The organism is Mesorhizobium sp. M0571, from assembly GCF_040320985.1.
Classification (GTDB): Bacteria; Pseudomonadota; Alphaproteobacteria; order Rhizobiales; family Rhizobiaceae; genus Mesorhizobium.
Map to the genome: position 1 here is coordinate 330,618 of NZ_JAMYQT010000003.1, position 16,716 is coordinate 347,333.

16 protein-coding genes are annotated in these 16,716 nt (G+C 62.1%); 3 read left to right on the forward strand and 13 right to left on the reverse strand.

All coding sequences use genetic code 11. From position 1 onward, the window contains the following. Window positions 1–9: 9 nt before the first annotated feature. The 8 genes from tsaE to NKI85_RS06165 all read right to left on the reverse strand — a co-directional run bounded on the left by tsaE (window position 10) and on the right by NKI85_RS06165 (window position 9,698). A complete protein-coding gene (gene tsaE, locus NKI85_RS06130) occupies window positions 10–1,521 on the reverse strand; it encodes a tRNA (adenosine(37)-N6)-threonylcarbamoyltransferase complex ATPase subunit type 1 TsaE (RefSeq protein ID WP_352522411.1) in 1,512 nt (503 codons plus the stop codon). 8 nt (window positions 1,522–1,529) lie between these two features. Continuing rightward, window positions 1,530–4,094: a sensor histidine kinase gene (locus NKI85_RS06135; RefSeq protein ID WP_352522410.1), complete on the reverse strand. Its 2,565-nt coding sequence runs from the start codon at window positions 4,092–4,094 to the stop codon at window positions 1,530–1,532. Between the two features lie 187 nt (window positions 4,095–4,281). Next, the gene (gene ahcY, locus NKI85_RS06140) at window positions 4,282–5,682 is read right to left on the reverse strand and encodes an adenosylhomocysteinase (protein WP_352522409.1); all 1,401 of its coding nucleotides are present in this window, start codon (window positions 5,680–5,682) and stop codon (window positions 4,282–4,284) included. 170 nt (window positions 5,683–5,852) lie between these two features. After that, the gene (locus NKI85_RS06145) at window positions 5,853–6,149 is read right to left on the reverse strand and encodes an HPr family phosphocarrier protein (protein ID WP_352522408.1); all 297 of its coding nucleotides are present in this window, start codon (window positions 6,147–6,149) and stop codon (window positions 5,853–5,855) included. Continuing rightward, complete coding sequence (locus NKI85_RS06150; RefSeq protein WP_352522407.1) at window positions 6,146–6,547, reverse strand: PTS sugar transporter subunit IIA; 402 nt, start codon at window positions 6,545–6,547, stop codon at window positions 6,146–6,148. The genes NKI85_RS06145 and NKI85_RS06150 overlap by 4 nt, the downstream gene beginning before the upstream one ends. Window positions 6,548–6,711: 164 nt before the next feature. After that, window positions 6,712–7,158, reverse strand: coding sequence for an HPr kinase/phosphorylase (locus NKI85_RS06155; protein WP_352522406.1), 447 nt, complete (start codon window positions 7,156–7,158; stop codon window positions 6,712–6,714). Window positions 7,159–7,189: 31 nt separating this feature from the next. After that, window positions 7,190–8,974, reverse strand: a complete 1,785-nt coding sequence (locus tag NKI85_RS06160) for a sensor histidine kinase (protein ID WP_352522405.1) — start codon at window positions 8,972–8,974, stop codon at window positions 7,190–7,192. Between the two features lie 22 nt (window positions 8,975–8,996). After that, the gene (locus NKI85_RS06165; RefSeq protein WP_023677547.1) at window positions 8,997–9,698 is read right to left on the reverse strand and encodes a response regulator transcription factor; all 702 of its coding nucleotides are present in this window, start codon (window positions 9,696–9,698) and stop codon (window positions 8,997–8,999) included. A 343-nt stretch (window positions 9,699–10,041) separates the two neighbouring features. Here NKI85_RS06165 and NKI85_RS06170 point away from each other — a divergent pair, with 343 nt between their 5' ends. The 3 genes from NKI85_RS06170 (at window position 10,042) to NKI85_RS06180 (ending at window position 12,932) form a co-directional block, all read left to right on the forward strand. After that, on the forward strand, window positions 10,042–11,652 hold the full coding sequence (locus NKI85_RS06170) for a phosphoenolpyruvate carboxykinase (RefSeq protein ID WP_352522404.1): 1,611 nt from the start codon (window positions 10,042–10,044) through the stop codon (window positions 11,650–11,652). Window positions 11,653–11,732: 80 nt separating this feature from the next. Next, window positions 11,733–12,170, forward strand: coding sequence for an alternative ribosome rescue aminoacyl-tRNA hydrolase ArfB (arfB, locus tag NKI85_RS06175; protein WP_352522402.1), 438 nt, complete (start codon window positions 11,733–11,735; stop codon window positions 12,168–12,170). Between the two features lie 144 nt (window positions 12,171–12,314). Continuing rightward, window positions 12,315–12,932 carry an alpha-ketoglutarate-dependent dioxygenase AlkB family protein gene (locus NKI85_RS06180; protein WP_352522753.1) on the forward strand — a complete coding sequence of 206 codons (618 nt, stop codon included), beginning with the start codon at window positions 12,315–12,317 and terminating at the stop codon, window positions 12,930–12,932. A gap of 20 nt (window positions 12,933–12,952) precedes the next feature. On the opposite strand, the gene NKI85_RS06185 is transcribed toward NKI85_RS06180, so the two are convergent. From NKI85_RS06185 to NKI85_RS06205, 5 genes are read right to left on the reverse strand one after another with little or no spacing between them, the layout of a single operon-like run. Continuing rightward, a complete protein-coding gene (locus tag NKI85_RS06185; protein WP_352522401.1) occupies window positions 12,953–13,366 on the reverse strand; it encodes a hypothetical protein in 414 nt (137 codons plus the stop codon). Next, window positions 13,318–14,505 carry a hypothetical protein gene (locus NKI85_RS06190; RefSeq protein ID WP_352522400.1) on the reverse strand — a complete coding sequence of 396 codons (1,188 nt, stop codon included), beginning with the start codon at window positions 14,503–14,505 and terminating at the stop codon, window positions 13,318–13,320. Before NKI85_RS06190 ends, NKI85_RS06185 begins: the two co-directional genes overlap by 49 nt. Further along, entirely contained in the window at window positions 14,502–14,915 is a 414-nt protein-coding gene (locus NKI85_RS06195) for a GtrA family protein (RefSeq protein WP_352522399.1), read from the reverse strand. Before NKI85_RS06195 ends, NKI85_RS06190 begins: the two co-directional genes overlap by 4 nt. Window positions 14,916–14,922: 7 nt before the next feature. Then, a complete protein-coding gene (locus NKI85_RS06200) occupies window positions 14,923–15,693 on the reverse strand; it encodes a class I SAM-dependent methyltransferase (protein ID WP_352522398.1) in 771 nt (256 codons plus the stop codon). Continuing rightward, on the reverse strand, window positions 15,693–16,700 hold the full coding sequence (locus tag NKI85_RS06205; RefSeq protein ID WP_352522396.1) for a glycosyltransferase family 2 protein: 1,008 nt from the start codon (window positions 16,698–16,700) through the stop codon (window positions 15,693–15,695). The genes NKI85_RS06200 and NKI85_RS06205 overlap by 1 nt, the downstream gene beginning before the upstream one ends. Between the last annotated feature and the right edge of the window lie 16 nt (window positions 16,701–16,716).

Consider the following 16,716-nt stretch of genomic DNA (forward strand, 5'->3'; position numbering starts at 1 on the left):
CCTTAGTCGTCAAATCGACCGTTCCTCCAGCAAGCCGTGGGCGATGTAGAAATCCTGCAGCCCGGCCAGCGCCGGCTGCGCCAGCGCCCGGCGAAGATAATCGCGGATGCGCGGCAGGTGCTTCAGATAATAAGGCTTGCCGTCGCGTTTTTCGAGCCGCACGAAGATGCCGAGTATCTTGGAATTGCGCTGTGCGGCCATGATTGCATAGGTTTCGAGGAATTCGTCTTCGTCGAAGACGCCGGCCGCGCGTCGCGCGGCGATATAGGCGGCGAGCGTGTGCTTTTCGATTTCAGGTGAGATGGTGACGCGCGCGTCCATGGCGAGCGAGGCGACGTCGTAGGCGGACGGACCGATCAGCGCATCCTGGATATCGACGACGCCGAGGCGATCGTGACCGGAACGTTCACCACGCCAGATCAGGTTGGGCGAATGAAAGTCGCGCAGCATCAGTGTGTATTCGCGCTCCTTGAGTCGGTCGAGCACCGCATTCCATTCACTGCGATAGCCGGTGCGCAACGCCTCGCTTGGCGGAGCGCCTGATATCGCCGGCACATACCAGTCGACCAGCAATTCGGCCTCGATCATCATAGCGTCGCGGTCGAAAGGCGGCACCTCGTGGAAGGCGCCGGGGCCGGCCTGCATGCGGGCGGGCCATGTTTTGCCGTGCATCATGGCAAGCAGTTCGGCCGCCGCCGCATAACGCTCAGCCACCGGCTGGCCGCGCTTGCCGAGAAACCCTTGGGAACCGAGATGTTCCAGCAGAAGAAAACCCTGGTCGGGATCCTGGGCATGAATTTCCGGGACGCTGACGCCACCGGCCCGCAAGGCCCGGTCGATGGCGACGAAAGCCGAAACGGATTGCGCGGTGTGAGCGATCTCGGCATAGGGTTTGCCGTCGCGGACTGGCGGTCCGAGCACCAGCCTTGGCGAGTTCATCAGCACGCGTGGCGGAAATCCGGCAAGCGTGACGATCTCGTAAGAGCGGGCCGAGGCATCACCGATGAAATATCGCCGCTGCGCTTCGCCCCAACCGGCCTGCCCGAGAAAATCCCGCATGGCCAGCGATCGCGCCGCGCGCTCGAAGGCGGCGCCCTGTCCCGACAGTCTCGCCAGGCGGCCGTCGCCCTGCTGGAGGAGTTCGACCAGCACCGAAGTTTTCGGCAAATATGCCTCTGCCCGCTCCGGCCATTCGACCAGCGCAGCGCCTTGCGTCAGCGCCTCGTCGAAACCCAGCTCGTCCAGCTCGGATGCCGTGCCCAGCCGGTAAAGGTCGAAATGATGGACCGGCACACGCGTGTCGTAGCTCTGGACCAGCGTGAAGGTCGGGCTCGGCACGTCGAGGCCGGCATCGTCGGCCAGTGCCCTGATCAGCGCCCGCGCCAGGGTCGACTTGCCGGCGCCGAGATCGCCCTTGAGGGCCAGCACGTCGCCGAGGCGCAGCGACATGGCGAGATCCTCGCCAAGCCTTGCCGTCGCAGCCTCGTCGGCGAGAAAACGCTCCAGCACCAATACCGCCATCGAACGCGCTACTCGGCCGCCGCGCGGATGCCGGACGGCGTGTCGGGAAAGGCGCAAATAACCGTGGTGCCCTTATCCCTGCCTGTCTCGATGCGGACGCTGCCGCCATGCAGTTCGACAAAGCTCTTGACGATCGACAGGCCGAGCCCGGCGCCACGGCGGCGACCGCCATTGGTGCGCGGCTCGAAGCGCCGGAACACCGAGTCAAGCAGGTCCGGCGGCATGCCGGGGCCGTCATCGTGAACGGAAAATTCCACGCCGTCGGCAAGTTGGCGGCAGGCGAGCGTTATGGTGCTCGCCTCCGGTGCGTAATTGGCGGCATTGCTGAGCAGATTGTAGAGGATCTGGCGGATGCGGATCTCGTCGCCGTGGAAGGTTTTCGGCGCGGCCGCCGCGTCGATCCTAAGCTTGATCGCATGTTCCTCCAGCCGGTCGGCGACCAGTTCGGCGGCGGCTGTAATGGTTCGATCGATGTGAACTTCGGAAATGTCGAGTTCCATGATTCCGGCATCCACCGTCGCCAGATCGAGGATGTCGTTGACGATGGTGAGCAGGACCGAGGAGGACGAGCCGACATGCCCGACATATTCGCGTTGCTTCTGATTCAACGGGCCAGTCGACGGCAGTGAAAGAAGCTCGGTAAAGCCGATGATGTTGGTGAGTGGCGAGCGCAGCTCATAGGAGACGTGCTGCACGAACTCGTTCTTGATCTGGTCGGACTTTTCCAGCGCCTCGTTCTTGTCCTTCAGCGCCCGCTCGACATTGACGCTGTCGGTAACGTCGACGAAGGTCATCATCACCTGGCCGTTGGGCAAAGGGATTGCCGCGTAGCGCAAAACAGTGCCGTTGTTCAATTCGGTCTGGCCGTGACGGTCGCGGCGCTCGTCGTCGAAGCCGGTGATGGCGGCAACGAACCCGCCCCACGGACTGTCGACGGCACGGCGGTCGCAAAGGTCGCGGATCGTCGAGACATGGACGTTGGGTTTTGAGGCATCGGCATCCAGCCCCCACAGTGCGGCAAAAGCCGGGTTCGACAATCTCAGCCTGCCGTCGGGGCCGAACACAGCGACGCCTTCGGCGAGGTTGTCGAGCGTCTCGCCCTGGACCCGTACCGCGGTCTGGTAGCGGCTTTCAAGGTCCATCTTCTCGGTCAGGTTCTCGAACACCCAGGTCACGCCGCCCTTGGGCTGCGGGTTGGCGACGACGCGAATGGTCTTGCCGTCCGGCAGATGCCACCAATGCTCCTGCGATTCAACCGCGCGGTAAGCGCCGAGCAAGCTCTCTTTCCAGCGCCGCCATTCGGGCTGCTCGGCGATCTTGCCTTCGCTGCGTAGGCGGTCGAGCAGCAAGGCGTTATCCGGCGCGCTGTGCAGGAAGCCGCTGTCGAGGCCCCATAGTTTCTGGAACGCCTGATTGAAAAACCGCAATTTCTCGTCGGTATCGAAAATCGCCACGGCTGTGTTGAGCTGATCGAGCGTATCGGCGTGGCTCTGCACGGTCCGCTCATATTCGCCACGGATGGCCTCGATGGCGCTGATGTCGCAGGCAAGACCAGCCGAACCGTCCGCCCCGGCAAAATCGGTCACGGCAAACCTACGGCGGTCGCCTTCGATCACCGTGGAGAGCGTCTGTTCGAAGACGGGATGCGACTTGTGCTGCGCAGCGATCGTCTCGCGCGCCTGGCCGCCGAGGAATTCCTTGCCATCACGAACCGCCGCTTCGGCATTCTCGGCCTCGACCGCTTCGGCATAGGACCGATTGACCCATTTCAGCCGCCCGTCGACGGTGCGCAGCCATGACGGCATCTTGAGCGCATCCAGAAGCCCGATCAGGGTCTCATGGTCGGCGGCGAGGCGCTGGTTCTCGATCTTCAGCCTGGCCTGGCTTCGCTGTGTCTCCGAAAGCGAGACGAAGCGAACCAGCACATGCGCCGCACTCTTGCGGCCATGAACCTCGAGCGGCTGGCCGGCCTGCGATTCGATGACGAGATCGAAGGGCTTTGCCTTTTCCCGCAGTGCCGCCACGGCGTGCTCGAGCGCCGCCGCCGAACGCGGCATCAGCCAGCGGCCGAACGCCAGGAAGGCAGCACGGTCCTCCGGCGCGCCGCTCTCGATCGGCAATGTCCCGACAAGCTCGGGTTTCTTGTTTTCGGCAGCCCATACGACCACGCGCTGGTCGCGGGAATGGAGCAGCGCCTCTGAGCGCTGCAGCGCGGCATTGACGTCGGCGATGCGGGTCCTGAGTTCGGCATTTTCCGCCGAGGTGCGCGCCCTTTCGCGGATCAGAACGATGGCCGACAGCAATGCCGCCCCCATGACGCCGACGAACATGGCGAGTTGCATGACCTCGACCGTGCTGACCGACAGCCCGGCTTTTTGCGCCACGCGGGTTTGGGCATGTGCTGCAAAGCCAAGCAGCGGACCAGCCAGCGCCGAAGAAGCAAGCAGCACCCCGACGCGGCTGCCGGCGCGCCATAAAAGGCTGCCGCCCCTGGCAGCGGAGCCTGTGGTCTTCGAATCGTTTCGGCCGCCGGAAACGGCCTGTCCCGCGCAAGGCGGGTTATCCCCCGGCATGTCTTGGTCCTCTTCGCCGCCTGAATGCAAGACCGCCCTGATGCGTGCGCCGGGCCTCGTCCCCGGACCGCGAATCAGCACCATAGCGCTTGCGCGAATCGGCGTGAAGAATCAATCAGCGCAAAAATAAAGCCGGGCGAAAAGTCAATCGCCCGGCTTCAATATCTAGTGGCAAGCGCCGCCGTGGTTAATAGCGGTAGTGTTCCGGCTTGAACGGTCCCTGTGGGGTGACGCCGATATAGGCGGCCTGTTCGCCGGACAGTTCGGTCAGGCGGGCACCGAGCTTGTCGAGATGCAGGCGCGCGACCTTTTCGTCGAGATGCTTCGGCAGGACGTAGACCTGGTTCTGGTACTGGCCGGGCTTGGTGTACAGCTCGATCTGGGCCAACACCTGGTTGGTGAAGGACGCCGACATGACGAAGCTCGGGTGGCCGGTGGCGTTGCCGAGGTTGAGGAGACGGCCTTCCGACAAAAGGATCATCCGCTTGCCGTCCGGGAAGGTGATCATATCGACCTGAGGCTTGATGTTGGTCCACTTCAGGTTGCGCAGCGACGCCACCTGGATCTCGTTGTCGAAGTGACCGATGTTGCCGACGATTACCATATCCTTCATCAGGCGCATGTGGTCGAGGGTAACGACGTCCTTGTTGCCGGTGGTGGTGATGACGATGTCGGCCGTCGGTGCCGCGTCTTCGAGCGTGACCACCTCGAAACCGTCCATCGCCGCCTGCAGCGCGCAGATCGGATCGACCTCGGTGACCTTGACGCGGGCGCCGGCGCCCTTGAGCGAAGCCGACGAACCCTTGCCGACATCGCCATAGCCGCAGACGACGGCGACCTTGCCGGCCATCATCGTGTCGGTGCCGCGGCGAATGCCGTCGACAAGCGATTCCTTGCAGCCATATTTGTTGTCGAATTTCGACTTGGTCACGGAATCATTGACGTTGATCGCCGGAAACGGCAGCAGGCCCTTCTTCTGCAGTTGGTAGAGCCGGTTGACGCCGGTCGTCGTTTCTTCGGTGACGCCGCGGATCGCTTCCTTCTGCTTGGTGAAGAAGCCGGGCGATGCCTGCATGCGCTTCTTGATCTGGGCAAACAGGATCTCTTCCTCTTCGCTGCCCGGATTGGACAGCACATCCTCGCCGGCCTCGGCGCGGGCGCCGATCAGGATGTACATGGTGGCATCGCCACCGTCGTCGAGGATCATGTTGGAGGTGCCGCCATCGGCCCACTGGAAGATCTTGTCGGTGTAGACCCAATAGTCCTCGAGCGTCTCGCCCTTGACGGCAAACACCGGAATGCCGGCCTCGGCAATGGCCGCGGCGGCGTGGTCCTGGGTCGAGAAGATGTTGCAGGAAGCCCAGCGGATATCGGCGCCGAGCGCCTTAAGCGTTTCGATCAGCACCGCCGTCTGGATGGTCATATGCAGCGAGCCGGTGATGCGCGCTCCCTTGAGCGGCTTCTTGTCGCCGAATTCCTCGCGGCAGGCCATCAGGCCCGGCATTTCGGTTTCGGCGATCTCGATCTCCTTGCGGCCCCAGCCGGCAAGCGCGATGTCTGCGACCACATAGTCCTTGCTACCCGTCATGGCAGTGCTCCGATCAAGAATTGTTTGCGGGACGCGCCCGCCCCGAAAGGCGTGTCGAAAGGCGCGAGTTGCCGGCCTGACTAGCAGATCGAGAGTTGGACGACAATGGGATATAAAGAAATCTTTATCCGTGCATGTCTTCGGCGACGACCCGGCGCGAGAGGGCGCCGTCAGCTTTCCTCGCCGAAACGGGAAGCAACCAATTGCTCCAGCGCCTCGATGACCTCTTCGGCCTCCGGGCCGCTGGCGGTGACGCGGATCGAATAGCCGGGGCTCGCCGCCAGCATCATCAGGCCCATGATCGAGGTGCCGCCGACCTTGACGCCGTCCTTCTCGACCTGGACCGTGGCATTGAAGCCGCTGGCAATTTGAACGAACTTGGCCGAGGCGCGCGCATGCAGGCCGCGCTGATTAACAATCGGAAAGTCGCGAACGATCTTGTCCTTTTCCGGCAACAGTGCGCTCATTTGCTGCTCAGGAGCTGACTGGCGACATTGATGTATTTGCGGCCGGCAGCCTGTGCCTCATCCAGCGCGGCCGTCATGTTGTCGCCTTTGCGAACGCTGGACAGCTTGATCAGCATCGGCAGGTTCATGCCGGCAATGACCTCGATGCGGCCGGATTCCATCACCGAAATGGCGAGGTTGGAGGGCGTGCCACCGAACATGTCGGTCAAAACGATGACGCCTGATCCCGTATCGACCCGGCCGACCGCGTCGATAATGTCGCGGCGGCGCTGTTCCATATCGTCGTCGGCACCGATCGCCACGGTCTCGAAATTGTCTTGTGGCCCAACGACGTGTTCCACGGCATGGCGGAACTCGGCGGCCAGTTGACCGTGCGTTACAAGCACGAGTCCGATCATTCTTTGGTGGCTCCCGTCATCGCCGCTTCACAGGCGCATTTTATGCTCGCCGACCATCCCAGGTGGCGGGAGCGCTATCTTGTCGACGCAAGGCCCGTTGACAAGCCCAAAATTGCGCCGGCCCAAGCCAATTTGACGCATTGCAGCAAAAAATCGAGATTGGATCACAGGAAAGGCGCAATCGACAGGCGCGACATCACTGCCGGCAGGGCCGCCGCGACGTTGCGCCCGGCAAGATCGATGCGCGGCACTGGAACGCCAGCTATGATCTCTGTCAAATCTTCCTGGAAGCGGACCATCTTGCCGGCCGGCACCAGTCGGATAACGAGGTCGATCACGCAGCTTGGCTCAAACGGTATCGGTTTTGGGCCAAATCCCGGCACTTCGACGAGGCCGGCGATGCTGGCAGGCGCGCGGCAGACCAGCCGCCCCTGGCGATCGGCGGCATAGAGCTGGTCATCGCTGATCAGCCGGGAAAACAGCCCGCGCTGTCTACAATGATCGATCAAGGTGAGCGCCAGCGTAGTCTTGCCTAAACCGGACGGTCCGGTGATGAGAATGCCGCGATCACCTATCAGGATCGCGGTGCCGTGAATGTTTTCAGGCTGCACAATTGAACCAGGCGTGATTGGAATTCATGTGTCAGCCTTCGGCCGGCAGCGTCACCACGAAGCGCGCGCCCTTGATCTCGCCGGGCTTGGTGCCCGGGATGTTCTCGGCGCTCAGCGTGCCGCCATGCGCTTCGACGATCTGCCGGCTGATCGACAGGCCAAGGCCCGAGTTCTGGCCGAACGCCTCACCGGCCGGCCGGTCGGTATAGAACCGCTCGAAAATGCGATCTATGTTGTCGGCCCGGATGCCGGGGCCGTTGTCGTCGACGGTGACGATGTTGAACTTGCCGGCGCGCGCCAGCGATATGGTGATGTGGCCACGTTCTTCGGGAACGAACGAGCGGGCGTTCTCGATCAAATTGGTGATCACCTGGCCGATCCTCAGATCATGGCCGACGACGAAGTAGCCTTTCACGCCCTGCGGCAGTTTGGCGACCTTGAATTCGATCTCGACCGCCTTCTTGTTGCGCGTCGCCTCGCGCGAGACGGCGACCAGATCGGTGATGAACTTCTTCAGGTCGACGGTTCCCGCGTCTTCCCGCGCGAGTTCGGCATCAAGACGGGAGGCATCGGAAATATCGGTGATTAAGCGGTCCAGCCGCCTCACATCGTGCTGGATGATGTCCATCAGCCGGCTGCGCGAATTGTCGTTCTTGGCCAGCGGCAATGTCTCCACCGCGCTGCGCAGCGAGGTGAGCGGGTTCTTCAACTCGTGCGAGACATCCGCGGCAAAACTTTCGATCGCCTCGATGCGGGCGTAGAGCGCATTGGTCATGTCGCGCACGGCGATCGACAGATTGCCGATCTCGTCCTGTCGATCGGAGAAGTCGGGGATTTCCTCGCGGTTCTTGACACCGCGGCGAACCCTGACGGCTGCCGCGGAAAGCCGGCGCAGCGGATTGGCGATGGTGGAGGCCAGCAGCATCGACAGGATGGCGGTAACCAGGGCGGCGATGCCAAACACGCGCAGGATCGCCTTGCGCTCGGCCGCGACGATCTTGTCGATGTCGCCGCCTTCGGTCGACAGCATCAGCACGCCGAGAACGGCACGGAAGCGCTGGATCGGCACCGCCACAGAAACGATCTGCTCGCCCTGCTCCGAGATCCGCACGATAGTCGACGGACCGCCGGTAAGCGCCTTGACCACTTCCGGAAACGCGGCGCCGTTGCCACCCGGCTGCTCGCGATAGACGGGCAGCTGCTTGTTGCGGAAGAAATCGAAGACGAATTTCTGGATGCGCTCCAGAAGGTCGGGCTTTTCCTCTTCGACCGGCGGCAGGTCGTAGCGAAGGATCTGGCCGCGCGAATAGAGATGGCGGGAATCGAGCAGCAGGTTGGCGTCGCGGTCGTAAATGCGGGCGCGCGTCCGCGTCGGCGAGATCAACCGCCTGAGCACCGGCGCCACGCGCTCCGGATTGATCGGGAAATCGAGGTTGTCGAGCTGATCGGAGCCCGGGCCGAGGCTTTCGCCGGCCTGCAACTCGAGCAGCTTCTCCGGATCGATGCTGATCGAATCGGTCTCGACCGTCGCCGATGCCGCGATCGCCCCGGCGATGATCTCGCCCTGGGTCATCAGGCTTTCGACACGGGCGTCGATCAGCCCGTCACGAAAGGTGTTGAGATAGAGAATGCCGGTGACCAGGACAGCAAGGCCGGCAAGGTTGAGAAAGAGGATGCGCCGCGTCAGGCTGGAAAAGATGTGATGGCCGAGAAATCGGCGCATCGGCACCGTGATTTTCGACACGAAGGCGGGCAGAATCCGCGGCGGGCGCCTGGCGGCGCCCGACCGTCTCACTCGCTCTACTTCCACTGCCATCGAATAGCAGCTCCCGCTCGACTCAAGCTTCGCGGAACCGATATCCGACTCCGTAAAGGGTTTCGATCATTTCGAAGTCATCATCGACGGCCTTGAACTTTTTGCGCAGCCGCTTGATGTGACTGTCGATGGTGCGGTCATCGACATAGACCTGCTCATCATAAGCCGAATCCATCAGCGCATCACGGCTTTTTACGACGCCCGGACGCTGGGCCAGCGAATGCAGGATGAGGAACTCGGTGACAGTAAGCGTCACCGGCTCGCCCTTCCAGGTGCAGGTGTGGCGCTCCTGGTCCATGACAAGCTGGCCGCGCTCAAGCGATCGAGCCTGCTGGTTGGGCGCCTTGGCAGCCGCCTCGCGGGTGCTGGCGCGGCGCAGCACGGCGCGGACGCGTTCGACCAGAAGACGCTGCGAGAAGGGTTTGCGGATGAAGTCGTCGGCGCCCATCTTGAGGCCGAACAGTTCATCGATCTCGTCGTCCTTGGAGGTCAGGAAGATCACCGGCAGGTCGGATTTCTGACGCATCCGGCGCAGCAGCTCCATGCCGTCCATGCGCGGCATCTTGATGTCGAGGATGGCGAGGTTCGGCGGGCGCGCCGCCAGCCCCTCCAGCGCCGACGCCCCATCCGTGTAGGTTTCGACCCGATAACCCTCGGATTCGAGGGCGATCGAAACCGAAGTCAGAATGTTGCGATCGTCGTCGACAAGCGCGATTGTTGCCATTTCAAGCGGCTCCCTCATGAGCTGTCCCTTCTTTCGTCGAGAAGGGGCTTTTGCAGGACAAATTAGGTACAAAATGTGGCATAGACTCTATCCGCTGTCACGCGCGGCATGCCGGCGGCCACAATTGTACCTCGATATGGATTGGACGAATGAACATCGCCAATCCTTTGGGCAACCACCAATGTTTTCGCACATATAAACGATTTAAACAACTTTCAAAATATTTAAATCGATTAATGATTTGATATCATTCGCCTTTTCTGATTTTGACGTTTTTAGCTCCTGCAATTGGGGTTCCGGAAATTCGCCGGTAAAGACGCGGTAAATCGAAGAAGGGACACCCATGTCGGAAGCCGGCAAACGCAATCCTGCATGCGCAATCGATCGGATCGGCCTGAGAACCACGGGCGTGGTGCGCTATAATTTCGGCGCGGCTGCGCTGTACGAGGAGGCAATCCGCCGCGGCGAGGCCCGACTCACCGCCCATGGCGCGCTTGCCGCCGAAACCGGGCAGCACACCGGCCGCTCGCCCAGGGACAAATTCGTGGTGCGCGACGAAAGCACCGCACCGCATGTGTGGTGGGACAACAACAAGGCGATTTCGCCGGTCCAGTTCGATGCGCTGCTTGGAGATTTTCGCCTCCATGCAGCCGAAAAGGACCTTTATGTACAGGACCTGGTCGGCGGTGCCGACGAGGAACTGAAGCTGCCGACCAGGGTGATCACGGAGCTTGCCTGGCACTCCTTGTTCATCCGCAATCTGCTCATCCGGCCGGCAGCCGCCGAACTCGAGCATTTCGTGCCCGATTTGACGATCATCGACCTGCCGTCGTTCCGCGCCGATCCCGCCCGCCACGGCACGCGCGGCGAAACGGTGATTGCCGTCGATCTTTCGCGCATGATCGTGTTGATCGGGGGCACCTCCTATGCCGGCGAAATGAAGAAGTCGGTGTTCACCGTGCTTAACTATCTGCTGCCGGCAAAAGGCGTGATGCCGATGCATTGCTCGGCCAATGAAGGGCCGGCCGGCGACGCGGCCGTTTTCTTCGGCCTTTCCGGGACCGGCAAGACGACGTTGTCGGCCGACCCGTCGCGGACGCTGATCGGTGATGACGAGCATGGCTGGGGACCGCATGGCATCTTCAATTTCGAAGGCGGCTGCTATGCCAAGACGATCAAGCTTTCCGCCGAAGCCGAGCCGGAGATCTTCGCCACCACCCAGCGCTTCGGCACGGTGCTGGAAAATGTAGCGCTCGACGCCGGCCGTGTGCCGGATTTCGACGATGGCGGGCTGACCGAAAACACGCGCTGCGCCTACCCGCTCGACTTCATTCCAAACGCCAGCAAGACGGGGCGCGCCAACCACCCGAAGAACATCATCATGCTGACCGCCGACGCATTCGGCGTGATGCCGCCGATCGCGCGGCTGACCCCGGCGCAGGCCATGTACCATTTCCTCTCCGGCTATACCGCCAAGGTGGCGGGGACCGAGAAGGGCGTTACCGAACCCGAAGCGACATTTTCGACCTGCTTCGGCGCACCGTTCATGCCGCGGCATCCATCGGAATACGGCAATCTGCTGCGCGAGCTTATCGCATGCCACGGTGTCGATTGCTGGCTGGTCAACACCGGCTGGACCGGCGGCGCCTACGGCACCGGCAAACGGATGCCGATCAAGGCAACGCGGGCGCTGCTTGCGGCAGCGCTCGACGGCTCGCTGAAAGCGGCCGACTTCAGGACCGACGCCAATTTCGGGTTTGACGTACCGGTGACGGTTGCCGGCGTCGACCGCGCCATTCTCGACCCGAGATCGACCTGGATCGACAAGCCCGCCTATGACCGGCAAGCGGCAAGGCTGGTCGGTATGTTCGTCGACAATTTCGAAAAGTTCGAAGCCCATGTCGACGCCACCGTACTCGGCTCTGCACCACGCATGCAGGTCGCAGCGGAATAGCCCCCGCCACATGGCGACGCTTCAAGGCCCGGTTTCGATCGGGCCTTTTCTTTTTTCGCCTGCCGCGCCATGACTGCGGCATGAACGCCGACGACAAGATCATCATTACCGACGATGCGGTGATTAATCCGGGCGACCTGCACGAGGACTTCATCCGTTCGTCCGGCCCGGGCGGCCAGAACGTCAACAAGGTGGCGACGGCGGTGCAATTGCGCTTCGATGCCGCCAATGCACCGGGCCTGTCGGAGCGCGTGCGCGATCGGACCATCAAGCTCGCCGGCCAGCGCGCCACCAAGGACGGCGTCGTTGTCATCGAAGCCGGACGCTTCCGCACGCAGGAGCAGAACCGGGCCGACGCCCGCGCGCGGCTGACGGCACTGGTCGCCAAGGCCGCCGAACCACCGCCACCGCCACGCAAGAAGACCAGGCCATCCAAGGGCGCGGTCGAAAGACGGCTAAAGGGCAAAGCCGGGCGCGGCTCGATCAAGAAGCTGCGCGGCCGGGTCGAGGATGATTGACGGCCGCGGCGCTGCCGAAGCGGCTTCGGATTCCAGATCGCCGGTGTAAGGTTCGCAGCCACTGTCGGAGGCGGATTTCGGGTCGCCGTCTTCATGAGCTGGTGGCATCATTTTCTCAAAAGACCCAATGAAACGATCAAGCTGATGCTCGTGCTGCCCAAAGGCGTCCGCCATATGCCCGGCTACCTGTCGCGTGCCTCGCAGGAAGCGCTGGTGGAAGATGTCAGGAAAGTCGTGCAGGAAGCCCCGCTGTTCGTGCCGGCAATGCCGCGCACCGGCAAGGAGATGAGCGTGCGCATGACCAATTGCGGCCCGCTGGGCTGGGTCACCGACAAGGAGCAAGGCTATCGCTACCAGCCGACCCACCCGGTGACCGGGAGACCTTGGCCGCCGATCCCGGAGGTACTGCTCGAACTGTGGCGAGACGTGTCTGGCCATGCGCACCCGCCGCAGGCCTGCCTGATCAATTTCTATTCGCAGGACGCCAAGATGGGTCTTCACCAGGACCGTGACGAGATCGATCTCTCCGCACCTGTCGTCTCGGTCTCACTCGGCGACGATTGCCTGTTCCGGGTCGGCCAGACCACGCGCGACGGCGCCACCAAATCGTTCAGGCTGAAGAGCGGCGACGTCGTCGTGCTTGGCGGCGAAGGGCGGCTCTGCTTTCACGGCGTCGACCGCATCTACCCGTCGACCTCGGCGTTGCTCAAGAACGGCGGCCGGATTAATCTGACGCTGAGGCGGGTGACTAAAGCGATGTAAAGCCGATGGAATCGGACGGGCTAGGGGCTGGGGCGAACATAATCGTTACGCAGGTAGATGCGTAGGCGCTTGTCTTCGGCGAGCACGCGGTAGCGGGCCAGAATGGCGTCGAAGCCAAAACGCTCGATCAACTGGCGTGTCCAAGGGCCGTCATCCTGGAAGATGATGACATCGGGTCGCAGTCGCTCAAATTCTTCACGTTTGCTTTCGGCATAGCGCACCATGATGGCTTGGTAACGCGCCGCCTCGCTGGCATCGCCGGAGAGAGCCGCCCGCCGCGACAGATCGAGCGAATACGCTCCGAGCCAATCGCTGACATGCGTCGAAACGAACTGCCCGTCGACCATGCGGCTCAGCGGATGTCCGGCGGAAAGATCCGGGCTGATCAATGCAACGGTTGGTCGATCGGTTGCGGCGCGAATGGCATCAGCCAACACGTAGTCCGTTTGCTCGACGGTCGAGTACGGCAAGAAAGCGGCCGCAACCCCCACCAGCACCAAGGCCCGCGGAGGAACCCCGATACGAGAGAGCAGCCATACCGGTTGCCGCTCGCTTCTCGGCAAAGGCAAAGAATGGTCGCTATGGCGTAAAAAATCGTGGGATAGGCGTGATAGGTCCAGCCTTTGGCCTGGTAGAACAGCGGGAACAAGCCGGCAATCGACGCTGCTAGCGCTACAGCCGCCAGTTCTGGAAAACGCCCAGTCGGCCACAACCACCAGATCAGCAACGGGAGACACCAGCAGGTTATACCGTAGCACGCCACAATCGGCAGAAAGATGCGCTCTTGAGCATAAACGTCCGCCAGCTGCGGATAGACGTCGCGCAGGAATTCCGGATAGATCAGGGTGACCGCTGCCAGGTAGGCGATGCAAACGCCGCCGATCACCCAGTGTTCCAGGGCGAACACCGGTCTTAGGCTGCGCCGATGCGCTGCAACGAGCAGCGCCGGCGCCAGCACCATGATCGCATAATAAGGCTTGATCAGCAGGAGCGCCCCGCCAGAAAGGCCGGCCAGCCCGGCGAGACCTGAGCTTGGTTGCGTGCTTGCCTCTTTTCGCGCCCGCCAGGCATGCAGCGCCAGCAGCGGCATGAACAGCGCGATGCCGATGTGCTCGCGCTCACTGAAGACGTTGCCCGGGAAGATGACCAGCATCGCGTAGAAGGCCGGGCCCAGCGCAAACAGCAAGGGCGTTTCCGTGAACCCGGCGCGTTTGATGATGGCGCCGGAGAATAAAAGCCCGATCAATGCGGCCAGGTATGTCCAAGCCTGAACCAGGATTTCGGGAGCAACCCCCAGCATCCTGGCCGCAGCCACCGGCGGCATATAGAGCCATACACTGAATGGCGGGTTGGTCTCGTGGATTTGCGAGTAAAGCCGCTCACCGGAGAGCATACGCTCGCAGACAGTGGTCAGCCAACTCGTATCCGGAATGGTTCCCCAGCGCATCTGCCAAGCGATTGAGAGGACCGTGATTGCAGCGAAGGCAAAAACACTGCGGCTGGAAACCAGCGATTCTGCCAAATCCTGGCTGCGCCACCGACTCCAGGCGCCGACGTCATCCGAGACGCTCATGATGCTGCCGGCATCTTTGGACCCGGGGCAAACACCCATCGATCGAGGATGAAGTAATTGATTGCCGGCACGGCGACACAGATGATGGCGATCGGCAACACTGGTCGCGTGCCAAGGCAATCGACCAAGACCAGGGGCAACAACCAGGAAAAACCAATGCCCAGCGCAGTCAGGAGGAAAAACCGGGGTGCCTCAAACGCATGCGTCCCCGGCGATACAAAAGTCACATATTTGTGGCCGAGATAGGAAAAGATCGCAGCGATGATGTAGGCGGCAACCGAAGCCAGTGCAGCCGGCAGGACGGGACCCGGAAGCGCGGACAGCAAGAAAGCGCAAACGGCATAGATCAGCGTCGATGCAATGCCAATCAGCGCGAAGCGCGATAGTCGACGATACGAGCCAGTGCCCATTACGCGGTCAAGCTGCCAATTTCTCGTCGAGGCGACCGGTTTCGACGGCGCCCTTGCTGCGGAACACCGCCAGCAGCGAAACACCGAAGGGCAGACTTGCGTTTGGTATGATGCGGCCCTCAGCCGAAAACACAGCCTTCATCGCCGCATTCAGCGGTTTCGGCGGCGTTGCATGGCCGGCTGGCAAGGTTGGCGTACGCAACCTGTCTAGCAGTCGTGCCAGTGCCGCTACAGGAAAGAGCGCGGCATTTGTATAGCTCAGCCGGTCGATGGTGAAGCCAGCCTTCTCAATTCGTTCACGCAGCAGGCTGCGTGAATAGCGCCGCATATGATGCAACCCCACGTCATGCGTGCTCCACAACCACTGGTGTGCGGGCACCGTAAGGACGACGCTGCCGCCTGGTTTCAGCATTTGGCGGATCGCGGCCAGCGAAGCCTCGTCTTCGGCGACATGTTCCAGCACGTCGAACAGGCAGACGAGGTCGCAGCTTTGCGGCGCGACAGGAATGTTGTCCGGCAGGTGTCCGGCAAGGAAGTCGCGGCCGGTCTTTTCCCGGGCGATCCGGCGCGCGAGATCGCTCATCTCGACCGCCGTCACGGCGCCGAACTGCTCGAGCATCCGGATGTTGCCGCCGGTGCCGGCGCCGATCTCGACGATGCGCGCCTTTTCGGGCAGGCCGATGCTGCGAATGACCGCCTCGGCGATGGCACGCCGCCCGCAGAACCACCAATGCTCGTCTTCCGTGGCGGCCATCTGCCGGTAGGCGTCGAGCTCCATCAGTCCATTCCCTCATATTTGCGGCGCACGATGTAGATCGGACGCTGCTTGATCTCGGCGTAGACCCTGCCGAGGTACTGTCCGATGATGCCGATACCGAGCAACTGGATGCCGCCAAGGAAAAGAACACTGACCAGCAGCGAAGCGTAGCCGGGCACATCAACGCCAAAGATCATTGTCTTGGCGATAATCAGCAGGCCGTAGAGGAACGACAGCACGGAAATCATCGCGCCGACATAGGTCCAGATTTCAAGCGGAGCGGTGGAGAAGCTGGTGATGCCTTCCAGCGCGAAGTTCCACAGCTTCCAGCCGGAGAATTTCGACTGGCCGGCGATGCGCTGATCGCGGACGTATTCGACCGTTGCAGTGCGAAACCCGACCCAGGCGAACAAGCCCTTCATGAAACGACGGCGTTCGGGCAAGGAGCGCAGCGCTTCGATGACCTGACGGTCGATCAGCCGGAAGTCGCCGACATCGTGTGGGATCTTCTGCTGCGCGATCCAGTTGTGAACGCGGTAGAACATCGAGGCGGAGCGCTGCTTGAGAAAACTGTCGCTCGACCGATTGGCTCGCTTGGCGAGAACGACCTCGAAACCCTCGCGCCACTTTTCCACAAGCAGCGGAATGACATGCGGCGGATCCTGCATATCGACATCCATGGGGATCGCTGCATCGGCATCGCAGCTGTCGAGGCCGGCGGTCATCGCGGCTTCCTTGCCGAAATTGCGTGAAAGGTCGATTACGCGGATGCGTGGATCGGCCTCTTGGGCTTCGATCAGCTTTTCGAGTGTTCTATCGCTGCTGCCGTCGTTGACGAAGATGAACTCGAGGGCAACGCCTTTATTCTTCAGCGGAGCGGTGCTTTCGCACACGGCCTTCAGAAATGGAGCAATCGCGCCTTCCTCATTGTGGACCGGTACGATCAGAGCAATCGTGGCGGTCCCGCTGCCCGGACGTGCGACGCGGCCAGATGCCGGCCGATCAATATTAAGGAATGGCGCATTCATTGTTTGCCGAGCCCGC